23 protein-coding genes are annotated in these 26,990 nt (G+C 69.2%); 11 read left to right on the top strand and 12 right to left on the bottom strand.

Features of this window, described 5'->3' with window-relative positions; all coding sequences use genetic code 11:
• Positions 1–16: 16 nt before the first annotated feature.
• The 4 genes from VXM69_RS15310 to cobU are packed head-to-tail and all read right to left on the bottom strand — an operon-like array spanning position 17 to position 3,435.
• On the bottom strand, positions 17–934 hold the full coding sequence (locus tag VXM69_RS15310; RefSeq protein WP_226252339.1) for a cobalamin-binding protein: 918 nt from the start codon (positions 932–934) through the stop codon (positions 17–19).
• Positions 931–1,950 (bottom strand): threonine-phosphate decarboxylase CobD, encoded by a 1,020-nt coding sequence (gene cobD, locus VXM69_RS15305; RefSeq protein ID WP_367189848.1) that lies wholly within the window; start codon positions 1,948–1,950, stop codon positions 931–933. The genes VXM69_RS15310 and cobD overlap by 4 nt, the downstream gene beginning before the upstream one ends.
• The gene (cbiB, locus tag VXM69_RS15300) at positions 1,943–2,887 is read right to left on the bottom strand and encodes an adenosylcobinamide-phosphate synthase CbiB (protein WP_069705610.1); all 945 of its coding nucleotides are present in this window, start codon (positions 2,885–2,887) and stop codon (positions 1,943–1,945) included. The genes cobD and cbiB overlap by 8 nt, the downstream gene beginning before the upstream one ends.
• Positions 2,881–3,435, bottom strand: a complete 555-nt coding sequence (gene cobU, locus VXM69_RS15295; RefSeq protein ID WP_034186263.1) for a bifunctional adenosylcobinamide kinase/adenosylcobinamide-phosphate guanylyltransferase — start codon at positions 3,433–3,435, stop codon at positions 2,881–2,883. Before cobU ends, cbiB begins: the two co-directional genes overlap by 7 nt.
• Positions 3,436–3,509: 74 nt before the next feature.
• On the opposite strand from cobU, the gene VXM69_RS15290 reads away from it, so the two are divergent.
• The 4 genes from VXM69_RS15290 to VXM69_RS15275 all read left to right on the top strand — a co-directional run bounded on the left by VXM69_RS15290 (position 3,510) and on the right by VXM69_RS15275 (position 6,601).
• Positions 3,510–5,012 carry a cobyric acid synthase gene (locus tag VXM69_RS15290; protein WP_367189847.1) on the top strand — a complete coding sequence of 501 codons (1,503 nt, stop codon included), beginning with the start codon at positions 3,510–3,512 and terminating at the stop codon, positions 5,010–5,012.
• A gap of 82 nt (positions 5,013–5,094) precedes the next feature.
• A complete protein-coding gene (locus VXM69_RS15285; protein ID WP_167361873.1) occupies positions 5,095–5,232 on the top strand; it encodes a hypothetical protein in 138 nt (45 codons plus the stop codon).
• Positions 5,233–5,381: 149 nt separating this feature from the next.
• Positions 5,382–5,795 carry a DoxX family protein gene (locus VXM69_RS15280; RefSeq protein WP_049028495.1) on the top strand — a complete coding sequence of 138 codons (414 nt, stop codon included), beginning with the start codon at positions 5,382–5,384 and terminating at the stop codon, positions 5,793–5,795.
• Between the two features lie 137 nt (positions 5,796–5,932).
• Entirely contained in the window at positions 5,933–6,601 is a 669-nt protein-coding gene (locus VXM69_RS15275; protein ID WP_049028496.1) for a ParA family protein, read from the top strand.
• 92 nt (positions 6,602–6,693) lie between these two features.
• On the opposite strand, the gene panD is transcribed toward VXM69_RS15275, so the two are convergent.
• From panD to VXM69_RS15255, 4 genes are all read right to left on the bottom strand, one after another.
• The gene (gene panD, locus VXM69_RS15270; RefSeq protein ID WP_031398432.1) at positions 6,694–7,080 is read right to left on the bottom strand and encodes an aspartate 1-decarboxylase; all 387 of its coding nucleotides are present in this window, start codon (positions 7,078–7,080) and stop codon (positions 6,694–6,696) included.
• Positions 7,081–7,124: 44 nt separating this feature from the next.
• On the bottom strand, positions 7,125–7,964 hold the full coding sequence (gene panC, locus VXM69_RS15265; protein ID WP_034186335.1) for a pantoate--beta-alanine ligase: 840 nt from the start codon (positions 7,962–7,964) through the stop codon (positions 7,125–7,127).
• A gap of 260 nt (positions 7,965–8,224) precedes the next feature.
• Positions 8,225–9,097 carry a ScpA family protein gene (locus VXM69_RS15260; protein WP_034186260.1) on the bottom strand — a complete coding sequence of 291 codons (873 nt, stop codon included), beginning with the start codon at positions 9,095–9,097 and terminating at the stop codon, positions 8,225–8,227.
• A gap of 4 nt (positions 9,098–9,101) precedes the next feature.
• On the bottom strand, positions 9,102–9,290 hold the full coding sequence (locus VXM69_RS15255) for a DUF3460 family protein (protein ID WP_006478107.1): 189 nt from the start codon (positions 9,288–9,290) through the stop codon (positions 9,102–9,104).
• A 302-nt stretch (positions 9,291–9,592) separates the two neighbouring features.
• Here VXM69_RS15255 and VXM69_RS15250 point away from each other — a divergent pair, with 302 nt between their 5' ends.
• Together VXM69_RS15250 and VXM69_RS15245 are read left to right on the top strand one after the other, a co-directional pair.
• Positions 9,593–11,353 (top strand): autotransporter assembly complex family protein, encoded by a 1,761-nt coding sequence (locus VXM69_RS15250; RefSeq protein ID WP_226194189.1) that lies wholly within the window; start codon positions 9,593–9,595, stop codon positions 11,351–11,353.
• 28 nt (positions 11,354–11,381) lie between these two features.
• Positions 11,382–15,455 (top strand): translocation/assembly module TamB domain-containing protein, encoded by a 4,074-nt coding sequence (locus VXM69_RS15245; protein WP_367189846.1) that lies wholly within the window; start codon positions 11,382–11,384, stop codon positions 15,453–15,455.
• A gap of 60 nt (positions 15,456–15,515) precedes the next feature.
• Here the strand turns inward: VXM69_RS15245 and metG are convergent, their stop codons facing one another.
• Positions 15,516–17,672, bottom strand: coding sequence for a methionine--tRNA ligase (gene metG, locus VXM69_RS15240; protein ID WP_034186257.1), 2,157 nt, complete (start codon positions 17,670–17,672; stop codon positions 15,516–15,518).
• Positions 17,673–18,048: 376 nt separating this feature from the next.
• The gene (locus VXM69_RS15235; RefSeq protein WP_034186256.1) at positions 18,049–18,693 is read right to left on the bottom strand and encodes an OmpA family protein; all 645 of its coding nucleotides are present in this window, start codon (positions 18,691–18,693) and stop codon (positions 18,049–18,051) included.
• Between the two features lie 351 nt (positions 18,694–19,044).
• On the opposite strand from VXM69_RS15235, the gene apbC reads away from it, so the two are divergent.
• The 5 genes from apbC to VXM69_RS15210 all read left to right on the top strand — a co-directional run bounded on the left by apbC (position 19,045) and on the right by VXM69_RS15210 (position 24,678).
• On the top strand, positions 19,045–20,136 hold the full coding sequence (gene apbC / locus VXM69_RS15230; protein ID WP_034186255.1) for an iron-sulfur cluster carrier protein ApbC: 1,092 nt from the start codon (positions 19,045–19,047) through the stop codon (positions 20,134–20,136).
• Between the two features lie 133 nt (positions 20,137–20,269).
• Positions 20,270–20,806 carry a superoxide dismutase [Cu-Zn] gene (gene sodC / locus VXM69_RS15225; protein ID WP_034186254.1) on the top strand — a complete coding sequence of 179 codons (537 nt, stop codon included), beginning with the start codon at positions 20,270–20,272 and terminating at the stop codon, positions 20,804–20,806.
• A gap of 111 nt (positions 20,807–20,917) precedes the next feature.
• Positions 20,918–21,487: a dCTP deaminase gene (dcd, locus tag VXM69_RS15220; RefSeq protein WP_006398615.1), complete on the top strand. Its 570-nt coding sequence runs from the start codon at positions 20,918–20,920 to the stop codon at positions 21,485–21,487.
• Positions 21,488–21,568: 81 nt separating this feature from the next.
• On the top strand, positions 21,569–23,848 hold the full coding sequence (locus tag VXM69_RS15215) for an arginine/lysine/ornithine decarboxylase (RefSeq protein ID WP_034186253.1): 2,280 nt from the start codon (positions 21,569–21,571) through the stop codon (positions 23,846–23,848).
• Positions 23,848–24,678, top strand: coding sequence for a lysozyme inhibitor LprI family protein (locus tag VXM69_RS15210; protein ID WP_226252343.1), 831 nt, complete (start codon positions 23,848–23,850; stop codon positions 24,676–24,678). The genes VXM69_RS15215 and VXM69_RS15210 overlap by 1 nt, the downstream gene beginning before the upstream one ends.
• Positions 24,679–24,765: 87 nt before the next feature.
• Here the strand turns inward: VXM69_RS15210 and VXM69_RS15205 are convergent, their stop codons facing one another.
• The gene (locus VXM69_RS15205; RefSeq protein ID WP_049034415.1) at positions 24,766–25,449 is read right to left on the bottom strand and encodes an HAD family phosphatase; all 684 of its coding nucleotides are present in this window, start codon (positions 25,447–25,449) and stop codon (positions 24,766–24,768) included.
• Positions 25,450–25,545: 96 nt separating this feature from the next.
• A complete protein-coding gene (gene argH / locus VXM69_RS15200; protein ID WP_059560384.1) occupies positions 25,546–26,955 on the bottom strand; it encodes an argininosuccinate lyase in 1,410 nt (469 codons plus the stop codon).
• Between the last annotated feature and the right edge of the window lie 35 nt (positions 26,956–26,990).

Raw genomic sequence — 26,990 nt, 5'->3', positions numbered from 1 at the left:
GCCGGTGGCGCGTGACTCAGCGCGCCGGCCGCCGCGCCCGCGCGGCATCGAGATCCTCGCACAGCGCGGCCGCGCCCTGTGCGATCCGCGGCGACGGCCGCGTCAGCAGATCGCCGTCGATCGCGAACAGGTTGTTGCGCGTCACGGCCGTCAGCGCGGGCCACGCGCGCCAGCGCGCCAGGCTCGGCAGCGGTTCGTTCGAACGGGTCGCGCCGGCGCTCGTCGTCACGATCGCTTCCGGATTGGCCGCGAGCACGGCCTCGTCGGTGACGGTCGGTGCGAGCGGCTTGAGCGATGCGAACACGTTGCGGCCGCCGCATAGCTCGATCACCTCGTTGATCAGGTGTGTGCCGTTGAGCGTCGTCAGCGGCCGGTCCCAGACCTGGAAGAACATCGTGACGGGCGCGCGCGCCGCGTAGCGTGTGCGCAGTGCCGCGATGTCGCGCGTATAGGCGGCCGCGGCGACATCGGCCGCCGGCTGCGTGCCGAGCAGCGTGCCGAGCCTGCGCAGCGACGACGACACGTCGTCGAGATGCTTCGGTTCACTGAAGAACAGCGGGATATGCAGCGCACGCAGCGCGTCGGTCTGCCGCTCGGCGTTGCCGTGCCGCCAGACGACGATCAGGTCGGGTTTGAGCGCGGCGATCCGTTCGAGGTCGAGCGCCTTGTTGTCGCCGACGCGCGGCACCGCCTGCGCGGCGGGCGGATAGTCGCTGTACGTGACGGTGCCGACGAGCTTCGCCCCACCGCCGGCCGCGTAGACGAGTTCGGTCGCGTGCGGCGCGAGGCTGATCACGCGTTGCGCGGCGGCGGGCAGCGTGACGGTGTTGCCGGCATCGTCGCGCGTCGCGACTTCGGCGCGGACGAGCGGCGGGTGCGCAAGCGCGGCCAGCATCGCGACCGGCGCCAGGCGGCGAAACCTGCGCGGGCTCATGCGGGTGCCCGTTGCAGCAGCGGCACGCAGTGCGCGAGCGCGTCGCCGAGGCGCCGCCATTCGGCTTCGCTGCCCGGCAGGCCGACGCGTAGGCTCGACGGTGTCGGGAAGTGCCGCGTCCAGATGCCATGCGCCGCGAGCGCCGCGTGCAGTGCCGCGGCGCGCGGGTCGTCGGTCCAGCTGAAGAGCGGCGTTGCACGAACCGCGAAGCCGTGTGCGCGCAGCAGCGCGGCCAGTCGTTCGCCGTCGGCCGCGAGCCGTTCGCGGGCGGCAGCCTGCCACGCGCGATCGTCGAACGCCGCGGTCACGGCATGACGTGCAGGACCGCCGACCGTCCACGCGCCGAGCATGTCGCGCAGCGCGGCGATCCGTTCCGGGCTCGCGAGCACGAAGCCCGCGCGGATGCCGGCGAGCCCGTAGAACTTGCCGACCGAGCGCAGCACGACGAGCCCCGGGCGATCGACCTGCGGCGCGAGCGATTGCGACGCACCCGTATCGGCGAACGCCTCGTCGACGATCAGCGTGCCGCCGCGTGCCGCCAGTTGCGCATGCCAGCCGAGCAGGCGCTCCGTCGGCACGAATTCGGCGGTCGGATTGTTCGGATTCCCGACCATGACGTGGCGCAGCGTTGCCGGCAGCGTATCGGTGCCGATGTCGAGCGGCACGACGCGATGGCCGTGCCGCGCGAAGGCAGGCGCGTATTCGCCGTACGCGAGCGCCGCGACACCGGCGTCGCCGGCCGGCAGCAACGCGGGCAGCGCGCGGATTGCGGCCTGGCTGCCGGCGACCGGCAGCACGTGTGCGGGATCGGGCGCGCGGTAGTACCGCGCGGCGCAAGCCGCGAGGCCGTCGCCGTCGTCGGGCAGCCGCCGCCATGCGTCGGCCGGAACCGGCGGCACCGGATAGCCGACCGGATTGATGCCGGTCGACAGGTCGAGCCAGGCGTCGTACGGAATGCCGTGACGGCGGGCGGCTTCATGCAGGTTGCCGCCGTGCGCGATGGGGGTATCAGACATGATGGGTGGCCATGGCGAGTGCGCCGCTCGCGACCAGCAGCGCGAGCCACAGGGCAAGCGTGCGCGTGACGAGCGACAGCGCGGCGACGATGTGAAGGGCGGTGGCCGAGGCGCCCGTGCCGAGCGCCGGGCGATCCTCGATCTCGCCGTGATAGACGGCCGGACCGCCGAGCTGCACGTTCAGGCTGCCGGCGCCCGCTGCCATCACGGGGCCCGCGTTCGGGCTGTCCCAGTGACGCGCCTGCGTGCGCCAGCAGTGCCATGCGGCGGCCGTGTCGCCGAGCAGTGCGTAGCTCGCGGCCGTGAGGCGGGCGGGCAGCCAGTTCAGCGCGTCGTCGAGACGCGCGGCGGCCCAGCCGAAGGTCAGGAAGCGCGGCGTGCGGTAGCCCCACATCGCGTCGAGCGTGTTCGCGAGCCGGAACAGCAGCGCGCCGGGACCGCCCGCGACGACGAACCAGAAGAGCGCGCCGAAGATCGCGTCGTTGCCGTTCTCGAGCGCCGATTCGACGGCCGCGCGCGACAGCGCGCCTTCGTCCGCGTCGCTCGTGTCGCGCGACACGATGCGGGCGGTCAGCGTGCGGGCGGCGGCGAGGTCGTGCCGCAGCAGCGCGGCGGCGATCGGCGCGACATGGTCGGCGAGGCTCTTCGCGCCGAGCGCGAACCACAGCAGCGCGACGTGCAGCGCGGCCGCGAACGGCCACGGCAGCACGGTGACGAGCCATGCCGCGACGGCCACCGGCGGCACGACGGCCGCGATCCACGCGGCGACGCCGACCATGCGGCCGCGCCGGCCCGTGTTCAGCGCGCCTTCGAGGCGTGCGGCGAGGCGGCCGAACGCGACGAGCGGATGCCAGCCGGCCGGCTCGCCGAGTGCGCGGTCGACGATCGCGGCCGCGACCGCGAGCATCGCGACGACGGGCAGCGACAGCATCAGCATGACGATGCTCCGGCCTTCAGGTCGAGCGGCAACCCGGCGACGAGCAGTGTCACGCGCGTCGCGAGCGCGGCAACGCGCTGGTTCAGGCGCCCGAGTTCGTCGACGTAGCGGCGCGTGACCGACCCGAGCGGCACGACGCCGAGCCCGATCTCGTTGCTGACGACGATCACCTTCGCGCGTGCGCCGCGCAATGCGTGCTCGAGACGGTCGGCCTGGGCCGCGTACTGCGCATCGTCGAGCGGTGCGCCGTCGGCCGGGCACAGCAGGTTCGTGAGCCACAGCGTCAGGCAGTCGACGAGCAGGCACGCGTGCGGATCGTCGAGCCGCGCGAGGGTGCCCGCGAGATCGACGGGGGCATCGGCGAAGCCCCAGTCGGCCGGCCGGCGCGCGCGGTGATGCGCGATGCGCTGCGCGAATTCGGCATCGGCGGCGATCGCGGTCGCGATGTAGGTGACGGGGCGGCCGCTGTCGGCGGCGAGCCGCTCGGCATGAGCGCTCTTGCCCGAGCGCGCGCCGCCGAGGACGAAGGTGAGGTCGTGCGGAATCATCGCGTGATTGTAACGGCGCGCGCGACCCGTCGCGGGCGATAATGCGGCCTTTGCTGAGCGACGACCTTGACACGATGAATGCACCCGAGCCGCGGCCGCGCGGCACGCTGATGATCCAGGGCACGACGTCCGATGCGGGCAAGAGTACGCTCGTCGCGGGTCTGTGCCGCCTCGCGCGCCGCGCCGGCGTACGCGTGGCGCCGTTCAAGCCGCAGAACATGGCGCTCAACAGCGCGGTGACGGCCGACGGCGGCGAGATCGGTCGCGCGCAGGCGCTGCAGGCGCTGGCCGCGGGCGTCGCGCCGCATACGGATTTCAACCCCGTGCTGCTGAAGCCGACGAGCGACCGCGGTGCGCAGGTGATCATTCACGGCAAGGCGCGCATGAACCTCGACGCGCGCGCGTATCACGACTACAAGCCGGTCGCGTTCGATGCGGTGCTCGAGTCCTATGCACGCCTGCGCGCCGGTTACGACACGGTGATCGTCGAAGGCGCCGGCAGCCCGGCCGAGATCAACCTGCGCGAAGGCGACATCGCGAACATGGGCTTCGCCGAACGCGTCGACTGTCCGGTCGTGCTGGTCGCCGACATCGACCGCGGCGGCGTGTTCGCGCATCTGGTCGGCACGCTCGCGTGCCTGTCGGACAGCGAACGCGCACGCGTGCGCGGTTTCGTGATCAATCGCTTCCGCGGCGACATCCGGCTGCTCGAGCCGGGGCTCGACTGGCTGCGCGCGCAGACGGGCAAGCCCGTGTTCGGCGTGCTGCCGTACCTGCACGGGCTGTTGCTCGACGCCGAGGACATGCTGCCCGCGCAGGCGCGCAGCGCCGCCGCGCGCGGCGATGCCGACGTGCTGCGCGTCGTGGTGCCCGCGCTGCCGCGCATCAGCAACCACACCGATTTCGATCCGTTGCGGGCGCACCCGCAGGTGGAATTCACGTACTGGAAGAGCGGCCCCGTGCCGGACGCCGACCTGCTGATCCTGCCCGGTTCGAAGAGCGTGCAGCGCGATCTCGCATGGTTGCGCGACGCGGGCTGGGAGGCGGTGATCCGTCGCCACCTGCGCTACGGCGGCAAGGTGATCGGCATCTGCGGCGGGATGCAGATGCTCGGGCGCACGCTCGACGATCCGCTCGGCCTCGAAGGCGCGCCCGGCAGCGTGCCGGGGCTCGCGCTGCTCGATTTCGACACGACGCTGCGGCCCGACAAGACGCTGAAGAACGTGACGGGGCACCTCGCGCTGCCGGGCGGCGGCGCCGTGCGCGGCTACGAGATCCACATGGGCGACACGCGCGGGCCCGCGCTCGCGGCGCCCGCGCTGACGCTGGCAGCCGGCGGCACGCAGGACGGCGCGCGGCCGGACGGGGCGGTGTCCGCGGACGGCCAGATCCTCGCGACCTACGTGCACGGGCTGTTCGACACGCCCGACGCCTGCGCGGCGCTGCTCGCCTGGGCCGGGCTCGACGGCGCGGCGCGCATCGACTATCCGGCGCTGCGCGAGGCATCGCTCGAGCGGCTGGCCGACACGTTCGCCGACCATCTCGATCTCGACGCGCTGTACGCCGAATTTCGTTGACGCGCGGGCGGCCGGCCCTCGCTTTTTCCGCCCGATCGCGTACAACAGAGGAGGGCGGAGGTCCGCCCGGAGGTGTGCGACGATGAAGGCTCGATGGTGGTGGAGCGTGCTGCTCGCGGCGCTGCTGGGCGTGTCGGCGGTGGCGCACGCGTGCGATTCGCCGGCGCCCGGCGGCCCGTCCGGCTCGGGCGACGCGACTCAAGGCAAGCGCGGCTACTGACGTATCGCAACGGGCATGATCGGTCATGCCCTTTTTTTAATCCGATTCGTTCCTGTTTGGAGATAGTTAAAGCGAATTGGCGTGTTTATCGGTCGAAATGATTCGAATAGAGTGCGATCCATTCTCATCCACTCATGAAGGAATCCGCCATGAACGCCAATCGCCTGAACGATTTCGCCGCGACGCTGCTGCGAGTCACGCTCGGTGTGCTGTACCTCGCGCACGTCGCGCAGAAGGTGTTCGTCTTCACGCTGCCCGGCACCGCGCAGTTTTTCGCGTCGATCGGCCTGCCGGGCTGGCTCGCCTACCTGACGACGTTCGTCGAGCTGGCGGGCGGCCTCGCGCTGCTCGCGGGCGTGCGCGTGCGCGTCGCCGCGCTCGTGCTGCTGCCGTTCATGCTCGGCGCGACCGCCGCCCATCTGCCGAACGGCTGGAGCTTCGCGTCGCCGCACGGCGGCTGGGAATATCCGGCGTTCTGGGCCGTCACGCTGGCCGTGCAGGCGCTGCTGGGCGGCGGCGCGTTCGCGATCGGCGCGCCGGAGGCCGCGGTCCGGCGCGCGTAAGTCGGATGAAAGTGGTGCGCGGATCGGCGCAACCCGTTCCGGTGACACCCCGTTTGCCGATATCATCGCTCCCTGTATCCGCAATCGAGCGGCGCCAGCCATGCGGCCGGCGCCGCGTGGCTTCTTCGGGGGAATTCATGACGGTGATCGTGGTGGCGAATCCGAAGGGCGGCGTGGGCAAGAGCACGCTGTCCACCAATCTTGCCGGTTATTTCGCGGCGCAGGGCGCATGGGTCGCGCTCGCCGACCTGGACCGGCAGCAGTCCGCGCATGCGTGGCTCGACCTGCGGCCGGCCGGCCTGCCGCCGATCGAGGCGTGGGATCTCGACCCGGACGCGCCGTCGAAGCCGCCGCGCGGCCTCGAATATGCGGTGATCGACACGCCGGCGGGCCTGCACGGCACCCGCCTCAACCTCGCGCTGCAACTGGCCGACAAGGTGATCGTGCCGCTGCAGCCGTCGATGTTCGATATTCTCGCGACCCAGCAGTTTCTGGAGCGCCTGGCCGGCGAGAAGGCCGTGCGCAAGGGCAGCGTCGAGGTCGGGATCGTCGGGATGCGGGTCGACGCGCGCACGCGCTCGTCCGACCAGCTGCACCGCTTCGTCGAAGGGCTCGGCCTGCCGGTGCTCGGCTACGTGCGCGACACGCAGAACTACGTGCAGATCGCGGCGCACGGCCTGACGCTGTGGGACGTCGCGAAGAGCCGCGTCGAGAAGGATCTCGAACAGTGGCGGCCGATCGTCGAATGGGCCGAGCGCCGGCCGCCGAAGGCGGAAAAGGCCGAGAAGATCGCCAAGGCCTCCTGAGCGCGCAGCCGCCGCGCACGCACGACGAAACGAAAAGGGCCGGATCCCGTGCAGTACGGGATCCGGCCCTTTGTCCGTGGGCGGCAGCCGGGTTACGTCCAGTTCTGCGTCGGCACGTGATCGCGGTGGCCCTTGATCTTGTTGCCGTCGTCGATGAACACGAGCTTCGGCTTCCAGCCGGCCTGCAGTTCGGCTTCGTCGACCATCGCGAACGCTGCAATGATCACGAGGTCGCCGAGCTGCGCGCGGCGCGCGGCCGAGCCGTTCAGCGAGATCATCCCGCTGCCGCGCTCGCCCTTGATCGCGTACGTCGAGAAGCGCTCGCCGTTGTTGATGTTCCAGATGTCGATCCGTTCGTTTTCGACGATGTTCGAGGCTTCGAGCAGGTCTTCGTCGATCGCGCACGAACCTTCGTAGTGCAGTTCGCAGTGCGTGACCGCCGCACGGTGGATCTTCGATTTGAGCATGTGGCGCTGCATGGTGTCTCCGTGATGCGATATGAGAGGCGCGGGCGGGCCGCCCGTCAGATTTCCAGGTTGTCGATGAGGCGCGTCGCGCCGAGCTTCGCGGCCGCGAGCACGACGAGCGGCTCGCCGGCTTCGAGTTCGGCGGCGCTCGGCGCGATCAGGTTCGCGCGGCGGCGGATCGACAGGTAGTCGGGCGCCCAGCCGCGCTCGGCCAGGTGCGTGCGCGCCTGTTGCTCGAGCTTGCCGAGATCGCGCTCGCCGCCGAGCACGCTTTCGCGCATGCGCTGCAGCGTCTTCGCGAGCTCCGGCGCTTCCTTGCGCTCGTCGGTCGACAGGTAGCGGTTGCGCGACGACAGCGCGAGGCCGTCCTCGTCGCGCACGGTTTCGGCGGCGATGATGTCGACCGGCAGCGCGAGCTGCTGGCACATGCGGCGCACGATCATCAGCTGCTGGTAGTCCTTCTTGCCGAACACGGCGACGCGCGGCTGCACGCAGGCCATCAGCTTCGACACGACCGTGCATACACCGGTGAAGAAGCCGGGCCGGAACTCGCCTTCGAGGATGCCGCCGAGATCGTCCGGCGGCATCACGCGGTATTCCTGCGGTTCCGGGTACATGTCGCGCTCGGTCGGCGCGAACAGCACGTAGACGTTTTCCTTCTGGAGCTTCTCGATATCGTCCTGCAGCGTGCGCGGGTACTTGTCGAAATCCTCGTTCGGGCCGAACTGCAGCCGGTTGACGAAGATGCTCGCCACGACCGGGTCGCCGTGCTGGCGCGCGAGACGCATCAGCGACAGGTGCCCTTCGTGCAGGTTGCCCATCGTCGGCACGAACGCCGTGCGGTTCTGTCCGCGCAGCTGGTCGCGCAGTTCCTGGATCGAGCTGATGACTTTCATGATCGGGTAGCGGGTTTCCTCGCGCATGCGCGCGTTGGCGCCGCGGCAGCGGCGTCGGGGTCGAAGCGGAGCACGTCGGCGCGCGGGCGGCGCATCGGCGTCGGCGGATTGTAGAGGATTTGGCCGCCGGACGCACCGATAAAAGAACGATCGTTCACTTTTTATCCGGGCGTGGCGGAAACCCGCCCGACGGCCAGCCGCCGCGGCGCGGCGGCGAGCGTGGCGAGGCGCCGGGGAACGGTAAGCGGCGGGGGCGGGTGTTACGCGGGCAGGTACGCGAGGCGCACGTAGATCGGCGCGAACGGTTCGGGCTGCGTGATCTCGACGAGCGATTCGCGTGCGAGTTCGAGCATCGCGATGAAGTTCACGACGACGACCGGCACGCCGCGCGACGTGTCGAACAGGTCGGCGAACTCCATGAAGCGCGCGTTCTGCAGCCGGCGCAGGATCAGGCTCATGTGCTCGCGTACCGACAACTCCTCGCGGGAGATCTTGTGGTGCTGGACGAGCTTCGCGCGCTTGAGCACGTCGGCCCATGCGGCGCGCAGGTCGTCCGAGTTCACGTCGGGGAAGCGCGGCGTGATGCTCTGCTCGATGTAGACCTCGGCGCGCAGGAAGTCCCGGCCGAGCTGCGGCAACTGGTCGAGCCGCTGCGCGGCAAGCTTCATCTGCTCGTATTCGAGCAGGCGGCGCACGAGTTCGGCGCGCGGATCTTCCGCTTCCTCGCCGGTGTCGGCCTTCTTGACCGGCAGCAGCATCCGCGACTTGATTTCGATCAGCATCGCGGCCATCAGCAGGTATTCGGCCGCCAGCTCGAGGTTCGACGTGCGGATCTGGTCGACATAACCCAGATACTGCGCAGTGACCTGCGCCATCGGGATGTCGAGCACGTTGAAGTTCTGCTTGCGAATGAGGTACAGCAGCAGGTCGAGCGGGCCCTCGAACGTCTCGAGAAAGATCTCGAGCGCATCGGGCGGGATGTACAGATCCTGCGGCAGCTTGAAGAGCGGCTCGCCGTACAGGCGAGCGAACGCCGCGACACCGTCGACCGTGTCGGGCGTCGAATCGGCGCCCGCGGGCGCGGCGATCGCGTCGTCCTGCCGGGCGGCGCTGGCCTCGTCGGCGGCGCTCACGTCGTCAGAAGTTCTGGTAGTAGACGTACGACGTTTGCTTCACGCGCGATTCCTGCTGCTCGGCGCGCTCTTCGAGATCGATCGGCTGCTTGTCCCACAGCAGGGAACGGCCCTTGCGCTGCTCTTCTTCGAGCGTCGGCTTCTGCTGCTTGAGCTGGTTCAGGAATTGCGTGACGTCGGACTGGTACGGCATGGCTGGATCTTCCGTTTCGGGCGGCGCACGATGCGCCGGATTCGCGATGGCGGGATTTTACCGCATCGCGGGGAACAGCCGGCGCCAATCGCGCGTCGAATCCGCGGGTCGGCCGCCGGCGTGCGGGGTTCGGCGGTCGTGCCGGACCCTGCACTCTTTCACAATCGTTTGGCTTTGGCGCCCGCGCCCTGTGGTCAAATACAGGGTTTTCCACGAAACCGTAACAATCCAGGACGGCGAGGTCATATTTGGCGGGGCAGTCGAACCAGCAAGCACCTACGGGGCATCACGCGGGCCCGCGCGTGGCGCGCGGTCGCGCCGGCGCCGCGGCCGGCATCGCGCGGGCGGCCCTCGCCGGGTGCCTCGCCGCGTGCTTCGCGCTGCCGGCCCACGCGAAGTACGACGTCGACATCGACGCGCCGCGCTCGATCCGCAAGCTCCTCAAGTCGCATCTCGACATCGCGCGCTTCGCGAAGCGCGACGACATCAGCGACGACCAGTTCGACTTCCTCGTGACCGCCACGCCGCAGCAGGTGCGCGACCTGACCGCGACGGCCGGCTATTTCTCGCCGGTCGTGCGGACCGACGTGCGCACGCGCGACGGCAAGCGCGACGTGCGCATCGCGGTCGATCCGGGGAAGCAGACCGTCGTGTCGACGGTCGACCTGACGTTCAAGGGGCCCGTCGACACCGAGGATCCGAAGCAGGAGGCCGCGACCCGTTTCGCGTTCTCGCTGAAGCCGGGCGACCCGTTCACGCAGTCCGACTGGGACGGCGCGAAGGACGCGGCGCTCAGGCAGCTGCAGTCGCGCCGTTATCTCGGCGCGAAGATCGCGTCGTCCGAGGCACGCATCGATCCGCGCACGCAGCGCGCGACGCTCGCGGTCACGTTCGACAGCGGCCCGACGTTCACGATCGGCAAGGTCGACGTGGACGGCGTGCGCCGCTATCCGGAGAAGATCGTCACGAACGTCAATCCGCTGTCGGAAGGCGAGATCTACGACGTGCGGCGGATCACCGAACTGCAGCGGCAGTTGCAGAACACGCCGTACTACGCGAGCGTCGCGATCGACGTCGGCGACGATACGTCGAAGCCCGAGCGCACGCCCGTGCACGTGAAGGTCAGCGAGTTCCCGTACAACAACATCCGCGGCGGCGTCGGCTTCGCCACCGATACCGGACCGCACGTGCAGGGCTCCTACACGTATCTCGACACGTTCGGCGCCGCGTGGCCGCTGACGGTGTCGGGCCGGCTCGACCAGATCCAGCAGTACGGGCAGGTCCAGCTGTCGATGCCGCCGGGCGAGAAGGGCTGGACCAACAGCCTGCTCGCGTCCTATACGAATACCAACGTGTCGGACACGCGCATCTACAGCGCGCGGGTCGGCGCGCAGCGCACGCGCACCGGCCAGTTCATCGACTATTCGTATTCGCTGATGTTCTACCAGGACCGGCTCGACCAGAACAGCGCGGGGCCGACCACGAGCCGCGCGCTGGTGCCGCAATGGGCGTGGACGCGCCGCAACGTCGACGATCCGCTGTTCCCGCGTTCAGGGAACCTGATCCACGCGGAGGCCGGCTTCGCGGTGAAGGGCGTGCTGACCGACCAGAGCTTCATCCGCGGCTACGCGCGCGGGCAGCAGTACCTGCCGGTCGGCAAGCGTGACCTGTTCGTGTTCCGCGCGGAGCTCGGCGGCGTGTTCACGAGCGGCAGCTCGACCGGCGTGCCGGCGTCGCTGCTGTTCCGCGCGGGCGGCTCGAACTCGGTGCGCGGCTACGGTTACCAGAGCATCGGCAACAGCGTGGGCGGCTCCGTGCTGCCCACCAAGTACCTGATGACGGGCACCGCCGAATACCAGCACTGGTTCAACCGCGACTGGGGCGCCGCGACCTTCTTCGACATCGGCACCGCGACCGATGCGTGGGGCGAGCGCGTGTTCTACCCGGGTGTCGGCGTCGGCGCGCGCTGGCGCAGCCCCGTCGGCCCGATCAACGTCGACGTCGCGTACGGGCTGCGCAACCATAGCGTGCGCCCGTACCTGACGCTCGGCATCGCTTTCTGACCGTACCGCTTCATCGACGACGAACCGCATGACGAAGGACCCGAACGACACGCCGCCGCCTCACGATCCGGACTCGCCCGACGGCGCGCCCGACACGCCGCCGCGCGCGCCGCGCCGCGGCCGGGTGGTGCGCATCGCCGCATGGACGTTCGCGACGGTCGTGCTGCTCGTCGTGCTGGCGCTGGGGCTCGTGCTGGGCGCGGTGACGACCGAGCGCGGCACGCGGCTCGCGTGGCAGGTGGCCGGGCACGTGCTCGGCACCCGGCTTGCGGGGACGCTGGAAGGCGGCTCGCTCGCGACCGGCGTGCGGCTGCGCGGCTTCGCGTGGACGAGCCCCGACGGGTCGGGCACCGAGGTTCGGATCGACCGGCTCGACGGCCGCTGGGCGCTCACGCGTGCGCCGTGGCGGCTGTCGATCGCCTATCTGCGCGCCGGCACGATCGACGTGCGGATCGCGCCGGGGCCGTCGACGCCGGGCACGACGCCGCAGGACCTGAGCCTGCCGCTGCAGTTGCGGATCGACGACCTGCGCGTCGATCACCTCGCGATCCACGACGGCGGCTCGACGACGCAGCTCGATCACCTCGCGCTGAGCGGCCGCAGCGACGGGCGCCACCACGAACTCGTGCTCGACGGCGTCGATACGCCGTACGGCGCGCTGACCGCGCGCGCGAAGCTCGACGGCGTGAAGCCGTTCGCGCTGAGCGGCGAGGCGACCTACGCCGGCAAGCTGTCGGACGAGCCGGTCGACGCGCGGGCCCGCGTGTCGGGCTCGCTCGAAGCACTCGTCGCCGACGTCGACGCGAGCGGGATGAAGCTGAACGGGCGTGCGCACGTCGAAGCGGCGCCGTTCGGCGACGTGGCGCTCACGCGCGCATCGCTCGCATTCGATCACGTGAACCCGCAGGCGCTTTCGCCCGGCGCGCCGGCGGCCGATCTCGCGGTACGCGCGGCACTCGCGCCGGTGACCGCGCCGGCCGGCGCGGCGCCCGTGAAGGGGTTCGCGGTGACGGGCCCCGTGTCGATCGTCAACGCGAAACCGGGCACGCTCGGCGACCATCTGCTGCCGGTGATCGATGCGCATGCGAACGTGCATCTCGACGCGCACGCGCAGCGGATCGACGATCTCGCGCTGAAACTGATCCGCGACGGCAGCGTGACGGGCAACGGCACGCTGAAGGGCGGCAAGGGCCGCTTCGACCTGAAGGTCGCGAACCTCGACCTGAACGCGTTCGTCGCCGAGCTGCGGCCGATGCGTCTCGGCGGCCCGCTCGGCGTGACGCTCGCGGGCGACGCGACGACCGTCGACTTCAACCTGAACGACCCGAAGCTCGCGCTCGGCGCGCGCGCGAAAGTCGCGCTGACGCCGCAGCAGACCGTGCTGACCGATGCGCGGGTGACGGCCGGCAAGGGGCGTATCGACCTGACGGGCGTGTTCCGCCACGACGCGCATTCGAGCTACGACGCGAAGGCGACGCTGACGGCGTTCGATCCGCTGCTGCTCGCCGCGATGAGCGCCCCGCAGGCCGGCGGCGGCAAGGCGCCCGCCAAGGCGGCCAAGGCGCCGGCCAAGCACGGCGAGACGCGCGTGTCGGGCACGCTGACGGCGTCGGGCGCGTTCGCGCCGCAGGTCTCGACGAAGGCGACCTTCAAGCTCGGCGACAGCCTGTACGACGGCGTGCCGCTGACCGGCGCCGGCGTCGTGCAGCTCGCCGGTTCGCGGATCCTGCCGAGCAACGCGAACCTGTCGATCGCGGGCAACCACGTCGACCTGCGCGGCAGCTTCGGCGCGCCCGGCGACCGGCTGCGCTTCGTCGTTGACGCGCCGCAGCTCGACCGGCTCGGCTTCGGCATCGAAGGGCTCGTGCAGGCGCAGGGCGACCTGACGGGCAGCTTCGCGCATCCGAACGTGACGGCCACCTACAAGGCCGAGCGCGTCGTCGTCGGTTCGAACCGGATCGGCGCCGCGCAAGGCCGCGCGGACATCCGCGACGGCGCGCACGGCGCACTCGTGTTCACGGCCGACGCGACCGACATCGCGCTCGGGTCGTTCAAGCTGAAATCGCTGCGCGCGAACCTCGACGGCACGCGCGCGAAACATACGCTCGACGCGTCGGCGCTCGGGATGGCCGACGGCCGCGTGATCGACCTGACGCTCGCGGCGAATGGCGGCGTGGTCGAGAATCGCGACGGGATGCGCTGGGACGGCACCGTCACGCGTCTGGCCAATCGCGGTACGCCGGCCGTCGCGCTGCAGGCGCCGCTGACGGTGTCGGCCGGCGCCGGCCGCGTGACGCTCGGCGCGACGCGGCTCACGCTCGAAGGCGCGGCGATCGACCTGAAGTCGTTCGTGTTCGATCACGGCCAGATGCGCTCGGCCGGTTCGGTGAGCGGCGTGTCGGTCGCGCGGTTCCTCGAGGTTCGCCAGGAACTGACCGGCCAGCGGCCGCCGGTGCGGACCGACGTCGTGCTCGACGCCGACTGGGATTTCTCGCTCGGCGCGAACGCGACGGGCCACGTGCAGGTGAAGCGCCGCGGCGGCGACGTGACGATCGAGAGCGGGCGCGGCATCGCGTCGCTCGGGCTCACCGACCTGTCCGCGCGCGCGAGCTTCACGCCCGGCAACCGGCTCAACGTGACGGCGCTCGCGAAGGCGAGCCGGATCGGCACGCTCGATGCGAACGTCACGGTGCCGTTCGCGCTGCGCGACGGCGTGTTCGGGGTCGTCAACGACGGGCCGCTGTCGGGCCGCATCGACGCCGACATTCCGGCGCTGAAGACGACCGGCAACCTGTTCGGGCCGAGCTATCTGCTGGGCGGGCGCGCGGCGCTGAAGCTGACGGTCGCCGGCACGCCCGCGAAGCCGAACCTGTCGGGGATGCTGACGGGCGACGATTTGTCCGCGACGCTGATCGACCAGGGCGTGCAGCTGAAGGACGGCATCGTGCGCGTGAAGCTGTCGGACAACCTCGTCGAATTCCAGCAGGTCGAGTTCCACGGCGGCGACGGCACGCTGCGCGCGCTCGGCCGCGTGCGCCTCGACGGCGAGGCGCCCGACCTGACCGCGAGCATCGTCGCGGACAAGCTCGAACTGTTCGCGGCGCCGGACCGCAAGCTGTCGCTGTCGGGCAAGGCGACCGTCGCGAACGACGGGCCGCGCGGCGCGCTGTCGATCGACGGCAAGTTCGTGGTCGACCGCGCGCTGTTCGACCTGCCCGAGGAATCGGCGCCACACCTGTCCGACGACGTCGTGATCGTGCAGCCGGACGGCACGGTGCGCGGCGAGACGCCCACCGGCACCGCGGCCGCGAAGCCGAAGCCGGCCGGGGACAAGCCGGCGCCGTCGCTGGCGCCGCGCGCGAACATCGACATCGGCCTCGGCAACAACTTCCGCTTCAAGGGCCACGGCGCCGATCTCGGGCTGCGCGGCACGATCACCGTGATGAGCGCGCCGGGCGTGCCGTTGCGCGCGGTCGGCAACGTGCGCGTGACCGAAGGCTCGACGTACACGTCGTTCGGCCGCAAGCTCGCGATCGAGAACGGCTTCTTCACGTTCAACGGCCCGGTGTCGAACCCGGGCGTCAACATCCTCGCGATGCGGCGCAACCAGGAGGTCGAGGCCGGCGTGCAGGTGACGGGCACGATCCAGTCGCTGACGGTCAAGCTCGTGTCGGAGCCGAACGTCACGGACAACGAAAAGCTGTCGTGGCTGCTGTTCGGGCACGGCACCGACCAGGGCAACAACGTCGGCCAGCAGGGTGCGATGACGGCGGCGCTCGGGCTGCTCGGCAGCGTGACCGGCAAGCGCGTCGCGCAGACCTTCGGCCTCGACGAGGTCTCGGTCGGCCGCAGCGAAGTCGGCCTGACCGATCCGCAGGTCGTGCTGGTGTCGAAGGCGATCAACGAGCGGTTCGTGCTCGGCTTCGAGCAGGGGCTGCAGTCGGCGAGCAACGCGTTCAAGGCGACGATCAACCTGACGCGCTTCTGGTCGGTGTCCGCGTACGGCGGCACGTTCCAGGGCGTCGACCTGAACTACACGCGTCGTTTCGACCGGTGGTTCGGCAGCGACGCCGCGCGCACGCGGCGTTCCGAGCAGCCATGAAAAAAACCCCGCACGATGCGTGCGGGGTTTTTCTCTTGCGCCAGCGGCGGCGCGTGCGGCTTACTTCACGCGCATGCCGGGCTTCGCGCCGCTGTGCGGCTCGAGGATGTAGAGGCCCGGCTCCGCCTTCTCGTCGGTGGCCGACGCGGCGAGCACCATCCCTTCGGACAGGCCGAACTTCATCTTGCGCGGCGCGAGGTTCGCGACCATCACCGTCAGCTTGCCGACGAGCTGCTCGGGCTGGTAGGCGGACTTGATGCCCGAGAACACGTTGCGGGTCTTTTCCTCGCCGACGTCGAGCGTGAGCTGCAGCAGCTTGTCCGAGCCTTCGACCGCCTGGCACGCGACGATCTTCGCGATGCGCAGGTCGATCTTCGCGAAATCGTCGATCGAGATCGGTGCGTCGTCGGCGCCGTTCACGGCCGCCTGCTTCGCGTTCGCCTTGGCATTGTTCTTCGCGTCCTTCGCGGCGTTGGCGCCCGCGGCGGCCGCGCCGGTGGCCTCGGCCTGCAGCGAATCGCGGTTCGCGGCGAGCAGCGCCTCGATCTGCTTCGCGTCGACGCGCGTCATCAGGTGCTGGTACGCCTTGATCGGCTGCGCCGACGACAGCGGCTTCGCGGCATCGGCCCACGCGAGCGGCGCGATGCCGAAGAATGCCTCGACGGCTTCGGCGACGCGCGGCATCACCGGCTTCAGCGCGAGCGACAGCAGGCGGAACGACTCGAGGCTCACGCTGCAGGTTTCATGCAGCGCGACCGCGTTGGCCGGATCCTTCGCGAGATCCCACGGCTTCGCGCCGTCGACGTACGCGTTCACTTCGTCCGCGAGCTCCATCGTGTGGCGCAGTGCGCGGCCGTACTCGCGTGCTTCGTAGTGCGCGGCGATCTGCGGAATCGCGTCGCGCAGCTTCGCGACGAGCGGGTGGTTCATCGCGCTGTCCTGCACGCGGCCGTCGAAACGCTTGATCAGGAAGCCGGCCGCGCGGCTCGCGATGTTCACGTACTTGCCGACGAGGTCGCTGTTCACGCGCGCCTGGAAGTCGTCGAGGTTCAGGTCGATGTCTTCCATCGTCGCATTCAGCTTCGCGGCGAAGTAGTAGCGCAGCCATTCGGGGTTCAGGCCCGTGTCGATGTAGCTCTGCGCGGTGATGAACGTGCCGCGCGACTTCGACATCTTCGCGCCGTCGACCGTCAGGAAGCCGTGCGCGAACACGTTGGTCGGCGTGCGGTGGCCCGAGAACTCGAGCATGGCCGGCCAGAACAGCGTATGGAAGTACAGGATGTCCTTGCCGATGAAGTGGTACTGCTCGGCCTTCGAGCCCGGACGAATCCATGCGTCGAAGTCGACGCCGTTGCGATCGCACAGGTTCTTGAAGCTCGCGTAGTAACCGACCGGCGCGTCGAGCCACACGTAGAAATACTTGCCGGGCGCGCCCGGGATCTCGAAGCCGAAATACGGCGCGTCGCGCGAGATGTCCCAGTCGGCGAGCTTGGACTCGCCGGCGTCGCCGAGCCATTCGCGCATCTTGTTGGTCGCTTCGGGTTGCGCGAGGCCGCTCACCCATTCGCGCAGGAACGACTCGCAGCGCGGGTCGGACAGGCGGAAGAAGTAGTGCTTCGACGTCTTGCGCACCGGCGTCGCGCCCGATACGACCGAATACGGGTTCAGCAGTTCGGTGGGCAGGTAGGTCGAACCGCACACTTCGCAGCTGTCGCCGTACTGATCCTTCGCATGGCACTTCGGGCATTCGCCCTTGATGAAGCGGTCCGGCAGGAACATTTCCTTGACCGGGTCGTACGCCTGCTCGATCTCGCGCTCGGCGATCAGGCCGGCTTCCTGCAGCGCCAGATAGATCTTCTCGCTCAGCACGCGGTTCTCGTCCGAATCGGTCGAGTAGAAGTTGTCGAACGACACGCCGAAGCTGTCGAAGTCGCGCTTGTGTTCGGTCCACACGCGCTCGATCAGCTGCTTCGGGGTCAGGCCTTCCTTCTCCGCGCGCAGCATGATGGGCGTGCCGTGCGTGTCGTCGGCGCCGATGTAGTAGACCTCATGGCCATGCATTCGCAGCGTCCGCACCCAGATGTCGGTCTGGATGTACTCGACCAGGTGGCCGATGTGGATCTGCCCGTTGGCATAGGGCAGTGCGGACGTGACGAGGATCTGGCGGCTGCCTTGCGGCGCCGCAGCCTGCACGGAAGTGAGGTCGGATGCGGACATAGGGTCTGTAGAGGAACAGCGGAAAAACGACGGGAAAGTGCGATTCTAGCAGGGGCGCGCATCGGCGCGGCGGGCGGGCGCCGCGGACCGCGCGCCGGAGGCGGCGGAGCAGTGCAAGCGGCGTGCCCGGTGGTGTTGTGCTGCAATGCAGCACGAATTCTGCGGGCAAAAAAAACCGGGGCGGATACGGCCCCGGAGCAACAACGACAAGAGGAGAATGGTGACGCGCCGGCAACACCAGCCGCGTACCGTAAATACTGACCACGGCCTGCGACAGAAGTTCGAAAATTTTTTCGATTTGTTACCGGGTCCGCCGGAAGGCTTGTCCGGCGGGGCTGCGCGGGCGGTCTGCCCGCGCCTTCTCCTTGTCGCGTGCTTACTGCGCCTGCGCTGCGCGCAGGTAGATTTCGACGCGGCGGTTCTGTGCGCGGCCGGCTTCGGTCGCGTTGTCCGCGATCGGGTTCGATGCGCCCATGCCTTGCGCCGACAGGCGGCCGGCGTTCACGCCGCGCTGCGCGAGCGCGTTCACGACGCTTTGCGCGCGGTTCTGCGACAGCGTCTGGTTCAGCTGGGCCGAACCCGTGCTGTCGGTGTAGCCGACGATCGAGGCCGTCACTTGCGGGTTCTGGTTCAGCGTCGTGGCCAGGTCGTTCAGCAGCGGCGTGAAGGCTGGCGTGATCGCGTACTGGTTCGTTGCGAACGTGACCGCGCTCGGCACGTTCAGCTTCAGCGAGCCGTCCGGCTGCTCGGTGACCTGGGTGCCCGTCTTCGCTGCCGACGGTGCGAGCTTGTTCTTGATCGCCTGCCAGTTGTAGCCCGTCACGCCGCCGACCAGCGCGCCGACGCCTGCGCCGATCGCCGCGCCCTTGCCGCCGCCCGCCAGCGCGCCGATGCCCGCGCCCAGCGCCGCACCCGTGCCGGTACCGACGGCCGTGTTGTTGCCTTGCTGCGTGGCGCAGCCTGCCAGCAGTGCGCCGGCCAATGCGAAGACGGACAAGCGGGTCGCGATTTTCATGTTCATCTTGGATTCCTCTCTTGGTTGAACGAGTCGACAACGACGACAACAACAGTTACGGCTCCCTGCGCGGGCCGCCCGAAAAAGGAGGGCAGGCCTGCGCTTGCGGCAGCCGCCGAGGCGGCCGCATGCCCTGTCCGCCAGCGTGGCTGTTCGGACAGCGCGACGCGTCAGCCTCTACAATATAGGCGGTGAGTGGCCGATTTGGCCCTATAGCGTGCCGCACGCGAAGAGTGCGCCGGGTTGCGCGTTCGCGCAATGGCATGCAACAGATTCTTTCACTTTTCCAGATTTTCGCAGCGTAATTTGATATTTTTTGACGTTTGCGCGCGAGAAAAACGTTTTCACGGAGTTTCGATGAGCATTGACCGGGCACAAGTCGACGCCGCACTGGCGGCAGTCGTCGACCCCAATACCGGCCGCCCGTATGCGGCGAACAAGGGCGTGCGCAACGTCGCGATCGACGGCGATGTCGTGACGCTCGACGTGGTGCTCGGTTACCCCGCGCGCAGCCAGCACGACGACGTGCGCGCACGCGTCGCCGCGGCGCTGCAGGCCGTGCCGGGCGTGCGCGACGCGCGCGTCGCCGTGTCGCAGGAGATCGTCGCGCACACGGTGCAGCGCGGCGTGAAGCTGTTGCCGAACGTGAAGAACATCGTCGCGGTCGCGTCGGGCAAGGGCGGCGTCGGCAAGAGCACGACGGCCGTGAACCTCGCGCTCGCGCTCGCGGCGGAAGGCGCGTCGGTCGGGATCCTCGATGCCGACATCTACGGTCCGTCGCTGCCGACGATGCTCGGCATCCACGGCCAGCGCCCCGAGTCGCCGGACAACCAGTCGATGAACCCGCTCGTCGGCCACGGGCTGCAGGCGAACTCGATCGGCTTCCTGATCGAGGAAGACAACCCGATGGTGTGGCGCGGCCCGATGGCGACCTCCGCGCTCGAACAGCTGCTGCGCCAGACCAACTGGCGCGAACTCGACTACCTGATCGTCGACATGCCGCCCGGCACCGGCGACATCCAGCTCACGCTCGCGCAGCGCGTGCCCGTCACCGGCGCGGTGATCGTCACGACGCCGCAGGACATCGCGCTGCTCGACGCGAAGAAGGGGCTGAAGATGTTCGAGAAGGTCGGGATTCCGATCCTCGGCATCGTCGAGAACATGAGCATCCACATCTGCTCGAACTGCGGCCACGAAGAGCACATCTTCGGCGCCGGCGGCGCGGAGCGGATGGCGAAGGACTACGACGTGAACGTGCTCGGCAGCCTGCCGCTCGACATCGCGATCCGCGAGCGCGCCGACAGCGGCACGCCGACGGTGGCGGCCGATCCGGACGGCGCGCTGGCGCGCCGCTACCGCGATATCGCGCGCGGCGTCGCGCTGGCGATTGCCGAGCGATCGCGCGACATGACGTCGAAGTTCCCGTCGATCGTTGTTCAAAATACGTAAAACCCTTGCGGGGCGGGGCCTTACGCTGTTTACGGCGCCGCGAGGCGCGGTATCATGGCGACTTTTCCCGGGTCCCTTTACCCGCCCGGCGCGGCCGTCGTATCAAACGGCCGCCAGCCGGCATGAGGATCGAATGAAACAACGACATCACGGCGTGCGCGCCGGCCGCGCGCAGCGCGCGCTGCTGGCCGCCGCCGCGCTGGGCCTGCTGGCCGGCTGTACCTCCTTTTCCTCGTCGTACGAAAAACGGGCCGACGCACAACTGCAGCCGACGGTCGGCGCGCAGGCGCGCGGCGCGGTGACGTTCGTCGAGCGCCCGGACGGCGTCCAGGTCACCTACAACCTGGCCGGCCTGCCGCCGAACAGCGATCATGCGCTGCAGGTGCACGAACGCGGCGACTGCAACGCGGGCGATGGCTCGAGCGCCGGCCAGGTGTTCGCGCCGGCCGCCGATCGCCTGCGCGCGGGCGCCCGCGTCGCCGGCGATCTCGGCAACATCCATGCGGACGCGAACGGCGTCGCGGCCGGCTTCATCGTCGCGCCCGATCTGGCCCTCGATGGCGTGCGCTCGGCGATGAACCGCGCGGCGCTGGTGCACCGCGACCCGAGCGATCCCGCGTTTCCGCAGCATGGCGCGGGGCCCGCGCTGGCCTGCGGCGTGATCCGTTGACGGCCGCCGCGTGCGTGCGCCGATGATCGCGTAAAATATGCGCCTTTCCCGGCCGCCGCCTTGCGCGCGCGGCCCTTCCTGACTGTCACGCAGCGTTTCCTGGCGCCCCCTATGAGCATCAAGTCCGACAAGTGGATTCGGCGCATGGCCGAAGAGCACAAGATGATCGAGCCGTTCGTGCCCGATCAGGTTCGCGCGTCCGAGGACGGCCGCCGGATCGTCAGCTACGGCACGTCGAGCTACGGCTACGACATCCGCTGCGCAGACGAATTCAAGATCTTCACGAACATCAACTCGACGATCGTCGATCCGAAGAACTTCGACGAAGGCTCGTTCGTCGATTTCAAGGGCGACGTGTGCATCATCCCGCCGAACTCGTTCGCGCTGGCCCGCACCGTCGAATATTTCCGCATCCCGCGCACCGTGCTGACGGTCTGCCTCGGCAAGTCGACCTATGCGCGCTGCGGGATCATCGTCAACGTGACGCCGTTCGAACCCGAGTGGGAAGGCTATGTCACGCTGGAATTCTCGAACACCACGCCGCTGCCCGCGAAGATCTACGCGAACGAAGGCGTTGCACAGGTGCTCTTCTTCGAGAGCGACGAAGTGTGCGACGTGTCGTACGCCGATCGCGGCGGCAAGTATCAGGGGCAGCGCGGTGTCACGCTGCCGAAAACCTGATCTGGTTGCATAACGTCTCACCAGTTTTCGGGTGACCGCTGCGCGTGACGCGCCGCGGTCGTTCTTTTTGGAGAATCGCCCATGAAGTTTCGTTTTCCCGTCGTCATCATCGACGAAGATTTCCGCTCCGAGAACATCTCGGGCTCCGGCATCCGGGCGTTGGCCGAAGCGATCGAGAAGGAGGGCGTCGAAGTCCTCGGCCTCACGAGCTATGGCGATCTGACGTCGTTCGCGCAGCAGTCGAGCCGCGCGTCGTGCTTCATCCTGTCGATCGACGACGACGAACTCATGCTCGGCGAGACCGGCCAGGACGGCGAGCTGCCCGAACTCGCGACCGCGATCATCGAGCTGCGCGCGTTCGTCACCGAAGTGCGCCGCCGCAACGCGGACATCCCGATCTTCCTGTACGGCGAGACGCGCACGTCGCGCCATCTGCCGAACGACATCCTGCGCGAGCTGCACGGCTTCATCCACATGTTCGAGGACACGCCGGAGTTCGTCGCGCGCCACATCATCCGCGAGGCGAAGGTCTATCTCGACTCGCTCGCGCCGCCGTTCTTCAAGGAACTCGTCAAGTACGCGGACGAAGGCTCGTACTCGTGGCACTGCCCGGGCCACTCGGGCGGCGTCGCGTTCCTGAAGAACCCGCTCGGCCAGATGTTCCACCAGTTCTTCGGCGAGAACATGCTGCGCGCGGACGTCTGCAACGCGGTGGACGAACTCGGCCAGCTGCTCGACCACACGGGCCCGGTCGCGGCGTCCGAGCGCAATGCGGCGCGCATCTTCAGCGCCGACCACCTGTTCTTCGTGACCAACGGCACGTCGACGTCGAACAAGATCGTCTGGCACGCGACGGTCGCGCCGGGCGACATCGTGCTGGTCGACCGCAACTGCCACAAGTCGATCCTGCACGCGATCACGATGACGGGCGCGATCCCCGTGTTCCTCACGCCGACGCGCAACCACTTCGGCATCATCGGGCCGATCCCGCGCGACGAATTCAAGCCGGAGAACATCCGCAAGAAGATCGAGGCGAACCCGTTCGCGCGCGAGGCGCTGCGCGAGAACCCGGACATGAAGCCGCGGATCCTGACGATCACGCAGAGCACGTACGACGGCGTCGTCTACAACGTCGAGATGATCAAGGATCTGCTCGGCGACCTGCTCGACACGCTGCACTTCGACGAAGCGTGGCTGCCGCACGCGACGTTCCACGATTTCTACCGCGACATGCACGCGATCGGCGACGGCCGTCCGCGCACGGGCGCGCTCGTGTTCGCGACGCACTCGACGCACAAGCTGCTCGCGGGCATCTCGCAGGCGTCGCAGATCGTCGTGCAGGACTCCGAGAACCGCACCTTCGACAAGCACCGCTTCAACGAGGCGTACCTGATGCACACGTCGACGAGCCCGCAGTACGCGATCATCGCGTCGTGCGACGTCGCGGCCGCGATGATGGAGCCGCCGGGCGGCACCGCGCTCGTCGAGGAATCGATCGCCGAGGCGATCGACTTCCGCCGCGCGATGCGCAAGGTCGACGCCGAATACGGCGACGACTGGTTCTTCAGCGTGTGGGGCCCGGACAACCTGTCCGAGGAGGGCATCGGTTCGCGCGACGACTGGATGCTGAAGCCGAACGACCACTGGCACGGCTTCGGCCCGCTCGCGGAAGGCTTCAACATGCTCGACCCGATCAAGGCGACGATCATCACGCCGGGGCTGGACGTCGACGGCGAGTTCGGCGAGACGGGCATTCCGGCCGCGATCGTCACGAAGTACCTGGCCGAGCACGGGATCATCGTCGAGAAGACAGGCCTGTACTCGTTCTTCATCATGTTCACGATCGGCATCACGAAGGGCCGCTGGAACTCGATGGTGACCGAGCTGCAGCAGTTCAAGGACGACTACGACAACAACCAGCCGCTGTGGCGCGTGCTGCCGGAATTCGTCGCGCAGCATCCGCGCTACGAGCGCGTCGGCCTGCGCGACCTGTGCACGCAGATCCACGACGTGTACCGCGCGAACGACATCGCCCGCCTGACGACGGAGATGTACCTGTCGGACATGGAGCCCGCAATGAAGCCGTCGGACGCGTTCGCGAAGCTCGCGCACCGCAAGATCGACCGCGTGCCGCTCGACGAGCTCGAAGGCCGCGTGACGAGCATCCTGCTGACGCCGTACCCGCCGGGCATTCCGCTGCTGATCCCGGGCGAGCGCTTCAACAAGACGATCGTGAACTACCTGCGGTTCGCGCGCGACTTCAACGAGCGTTTCCCGGGCTTCCACACCGACATCCACGGCCTCGTCGCGGAAGAGGTGAACGGCCGCGTCGAGTACTTCGTCGACTGCGTGCGCGACTGATGGCGACGCACGGACGAATCCGGGCGATGCGCGCGGCGCTGGCCGCGCTCGTCGTCTGGGCGGCAGGCGCGGCGGGACTGGCAGGGTCGGGCGTCGCGCACGCGGAAGTCGCGGCGGCCGATCCGATCGACGTCGCGATGCGGCAATGCCTCGCGCGGCGCGACCGGTCGTCGCCGGCCGGCCAGATCCAGTGCATGGGCGAAGCGCAGCAGCAGTGGCAGGCCGTGATGGACGGCGCGTACCAGCGCCTGTTGAAGGACGCGCCGGCCGATGCGAAGCGCGGCTGGCAGGACAGCCAGCGCCATTGGCTCACCTGGCGCAAGGACGAAGTGCATTTGCTGAAGGCCGTGTACGACACGACGCGCGGCACGTCGTATGCGATGTCGAGCGCCGACTTGCAGTTGCAGCCGGTGCGCGATCGCGCGCTGGCGCTGCGCGGCGCGGCCGATCGTTATGCGCCGCCCGCCGCGGTACCGGTCGCGGGCGCGAGCGGCGCGCAGGGCGGCACGAACGCGGCGCAGGCTGCCGCGGCCACGCCGAACGCGAAGCCGGCGGCAAACGCGCCGCGCGGTCCGGCCGTGCGCCGCGTGCGGCCGTGCGAACAGGATGCCGCGTGCGAGCACGCGCTGTTCGACCTGAACCGCTATTACCAGAAGCTGCGTCGCAAGATGCCGGCCCACTCGGCCGCGACGCTCGTGCGTGCGCAGCGCGCGTGGGTCGGGTTCCGCGACGCGACGGCGCCGCTCGTCGGCGAGGACGGGCGCGTCGACCTGATCGGTGCGCGCATCGCGACGATGAAGCGGCTGTCCGAGACGGCCGGCAACCAGTAAGGACCATCGCGACGCCGGTCGTTCGGCGGCACGACGAAACGGGCACCCTCGGGTGCCCGTTTTGCATGGCGCGGCGCGCGGTGGCGCCTAGGCAGGCTGCGACGTGCCCTGCAGCCCGAACCACGACGGCACGAGCGCGACCGCATCGTCGAGCGAGGCGAGCACGTGCAGGCTCAGCGCGACGATCTCGGGCGTCGGCGCCTTCAGGTCCGGCACGGTCACGACCGATGCGCCGGCGCCGGCGGCCGACTGCGCGCCGAAGTCGCTGTCCTCGAATGCCACGCACCGGTGCGCCGGCACGCCGAGGCGTTCGGCCGCGAGCCGGTAGACGGCCGGGTCGGGCTTGCCGCGCGCGACTTCGTCGCCGCCCGCGATCGCGCGGAAGAACGGCAGCACGCCGACCGCATCGAGCCGCGCGCGGATCACGTCGCCCGCGGACGACGACGCGACCGCGCATGGAATGCCGGCCTGTGCGAGCGCATCGAGCAGCGCGAGCGCGCCGGGCTTCAGCGGAAACTTCGGATGCGGCTCGGGCGCCGCGAGTTGTTCGCGCACGCGGGTGCGCACGGCATCGAACGTCTCGGGCTGGCCGATCAGCCGCGCCAGGATGACCTGGCCTTCGGCGAACGAGCGGCCGACGATCTGCAGGTAGTCGGCGACGGTCAGCACGACCCCGTGCGCGTTCGACACGTCGATCCACGTGTTCATGATGGTCCGCTCGGAATCGACGAGCAGGCCGTCCATGTCGAAGAGCGCGGCGGAAAAAGTCATCGGCGGCATCCGGGAAGCAGGGCGGGCGATGGGCGGCGCGACGGCCGCCCGAATGAAAAACGGACGCCGAAGGCGTCCGTCCATGACGGCAGGCGGTTACCGGCCCAGTGCGGCGCGGGCTGCCTTGACGGCCGCACGCACCTGGTCGGGCGCGGTGCCGCCCGGGTGGTTGCGGCTCGCGACCGACCCTTCCAGCGTCAGGTAGCCGAACACGTCGTCGCCGATCAGGTGCGCGACGTTCGGCAGTTCCTGCTTCATCTCGTCGAGCGTCAGGTCGGCGAGGTCGATGCCGCGGTCGTCGCAGATCTTCACCGCGTGCGCGACGGCTTCGTGCGCGTCGCGGAACGGCAGGCCGCGCTTCACGAGGTAGTCGGCGAGGTCGGTGGCGGTCGAGAAGCCCTGCAGCGCGGCCGCGCGCATCGCGTCCGGCTTCACGGTGATGCCCGCGACCATCTCGGCGAAGATCCGCAGCGTGTCGGCAACGGTGTCGACCGTGTCGAACAGCGGTTCCTTGTCTTCCTGGTTGTCCTTGTTGTACGCGAGCGGCTGGCCCTTCATCAGCGTCAGCAGCGCCATCAGGTGGCCGTTCACGCGGCCCGTCTTGCCGCGCGCGAGCTCGGGCACGTCCGGGTTCTTCTTCTGGGGCATGATCGAGCTGCCGGTGCAGAAGCGGTCGGCGATGTCGATGAAGCCGACGCGCGGGCTCATCCACAGCACGAGCTCTTCGGAGAAGCGCGACACGTGCGTCATCACCAGCGCCGAGGCGGCCGTGAATTCGATCGCGAAGTCGCGATCGGACACCGCGTCGAGCGAGTTCGCGCAGATGCCGTCGAAGCCGAGCGTCTTCGCGACCGCATGACGATCGATCGGATAGCTCGTGCCCGCGAGCGCGGCCGCGCCGAGCGGCAGGCGGTTCACGCGCGTGCGGCAGTCGCGCATGCGTTCCGCGTCGCGCGTGAACATCTCGACGTACGCGAGCAGGTGGTGGCCGAACGTGACGGGTTGCGCGACCTGCAGGTGCGTGAAGCCGGGCATGATCGTGTCGGCGTTCTGTTCCGCGAGGTCGATCAGCGCGCCGCGCAGGTCGTTCAGCAGGCCGCCGATGCGGTCGATCTCGCCGCGCAGCCACAGGCGGATGTCGGTCGCGACCTGGTCGTTGCGCGAGCGGCCCGTGTGCAGGCGCTTGCCGGCATCGCCGATCAGCGCGGTCAGGCGCGCCTCGATGTTCAGGTGGACGTCTTCGAGGTCGAGCTGCCATTCGAATTCGCCGCGCTCGATCTCGCCCTTGATCTGTGCCATTCCGCGTTCGATCGCGGCCAGGTCGTCGGCGCTGATGATCTTCTGCGCGGCGAGCATGTTCGCGTGCGCGAGCGAGCCGGCGATGTCGACGAGCGCGAGGCGCTTGTCGAAAAACACCGACGACGTGTAGCGCTTGACCAGTTCCGACATCGGTTCCGAGAAGCGGGCCGACCAGGCCTCGCCCTTTTTGTGCAGTTGGGACGTCATGGCGATTCTTCGAAGGGGAGTTGGGCAGCGTGCGC

The organism is Burkholderia sp. Ed8 (genome assembly GCF_040761425.1).
In the GTDB taxonomy this organism is placed as follows: domain Bacteria; phylum Pseudomonadota; class Gammaproteobacteria; order Burkholderiales; family Burkholderiaceae; genus Burkholderia; species Burkholderia seminalis.
This window is presented reverse-complemented; position numbering and strand designations above follow the sequence as displayed.

Bases quoted from the DNA above. Each gene is read 5' to 3' on its own strand.
- VXM69_RS15310 (WP_226252339.1), bottom strand. From the start codon at position 934: ATGAGCCCGCGCAGGTTTCGCCGCCTGGCGCCGGTCGCGATGCTGGCC.
- cobD (WP_367189848.1), bottom strand. From the start codon at position 1,950: ATGTCTGATACCCCCATCGCGCACGGCGGCAACCTGCATGAAGCCGCC.
- cbiB (WP_069705610.1), bottom strand. From the start codon at position 2,887: ATGCTGATGCTGTCGCTGCCCGTCGTCGCGATGCTCGCGGTCGCGGCC.
- cobU (WP_034186263.1), bottom strand. From the start codon at position 3,435: ATGATTCCGCACGACCTCACCTTCGTCCTCGGCGGCGCGCGCTCGGGC.
- VXM69_RS15290 (WP_367189847.1), top strand. From the start codon at position 3,510: ATGAATGCACCCGAGCCGCGGCCGCGCGGCACGCTGATGATCCAGGGC.
- VXM69_RS15285 (WP_167361873.1), top strand. From the start codon at position 5,095: ATGAAGGCTCGATGGTGGTGGAGCGTGCTGCTCGCGGCGCTGCTGGGC.
- VXM69_RS15280 (WP_049028495.1), top strand. From the start codon at position 5,382: ATGAACGCCAATCGCCTGAACGATTTCGCCGCGACGCTGCTGCGAGTC.
- VXM69_RS15275 (WP_049028496.1), top strand. From the start codon at position 5,933: ATGACGGTGATCGTGGTGGCGAATCCGAAGGGCGGCGTGGGCAAGAGC.
- panD (WP_031398432.1), bottom strand. From the start codon at position 7,080: ATGCAGCGCCACATGCTCAAATCGAAGATCCACCGTGCGGCGGTCACG.
- panC (WP_034186335.1), bottom strand. From the start codon at position 7,964: ATGAAAGTCATCAGCTCGATCCAGGAACTGCGCGACCAGCTGCGCGGA.
- VXM69_RS15255 (WP_006478107.1), bottom strand. From the start codon at position 9,290: ATGCCGTACCAGTCCGACGTCACGCAATTCCTGAACCAGCTCAAGCAG.
- VXM69_RS15245 (WP_367189846.1), top strand. From the start codon at position 11,382: ATGACGAAGGACCCGAACGACACGCCGCCGCCTCACGATCCGGACTCG.
- metG (WP_034186257.1), bottom strand. From the start codon at position 17,672: ATGTCCGCATCCGACCTCACTTCCGTGCAGGCTGCGGCGCCGCAAGGC.
- VXM69_RS15235 (WP_034186256.1), bottom strand. From the start codon at position 18,693: ATGAACATGAAAATCGCGACCCGCTTGTCCGTCTTCGCATTGGCCGGC.
- apbC (WP_034186255.1), top strand. From the start codon at position 19,045: ATGAGCATTGACCGGGCACAAGTCGACGCCGCACTGGCGGCAGTCGTC.
- sodC (WP_034186254.1), top strand. From the start codon at position 20,270: ATGAAACAACGACATCACGGCGTGCGCGCCGGCCGCGCGCAGCGCGCG.
- dcd (WP_006398615.1), top strand. From the start codon at position 20,918: ATGAGCATCAAGTCCGACAAGTGGATTCGGCGCATGGCCGAAGAGCAC.
- VXM69_RS15215 (WP_034186253.1), top strand. From the start codon at position 21,569: ATGAAGTTTCGTTTTCCCGTCGTCATCATCGACGAAGATTTCCGCTCC.
- VXM69_RS15210 (WP_226252343.1), top strand. From the start codon at position 23,848: ATGGCGACGCACGGACGAATCCGGGCGATGCGCGCGGCGCTGGCCGCG.
- VXM69_RS15205 (WP_049034415.1), bottom strand. From the start codon at position 25,449: ATGACTTTTTCCGCCGCGCTCTTCGACATGGACGGCCTGCTCGTCGAT.
- argH (WP_059560384.1), bottom strand. From the start codon at position 26,955: ATGACGTCCCAACTGCACAAAAAGGGCGAGGCCTGGTCGGCCCGCTTC.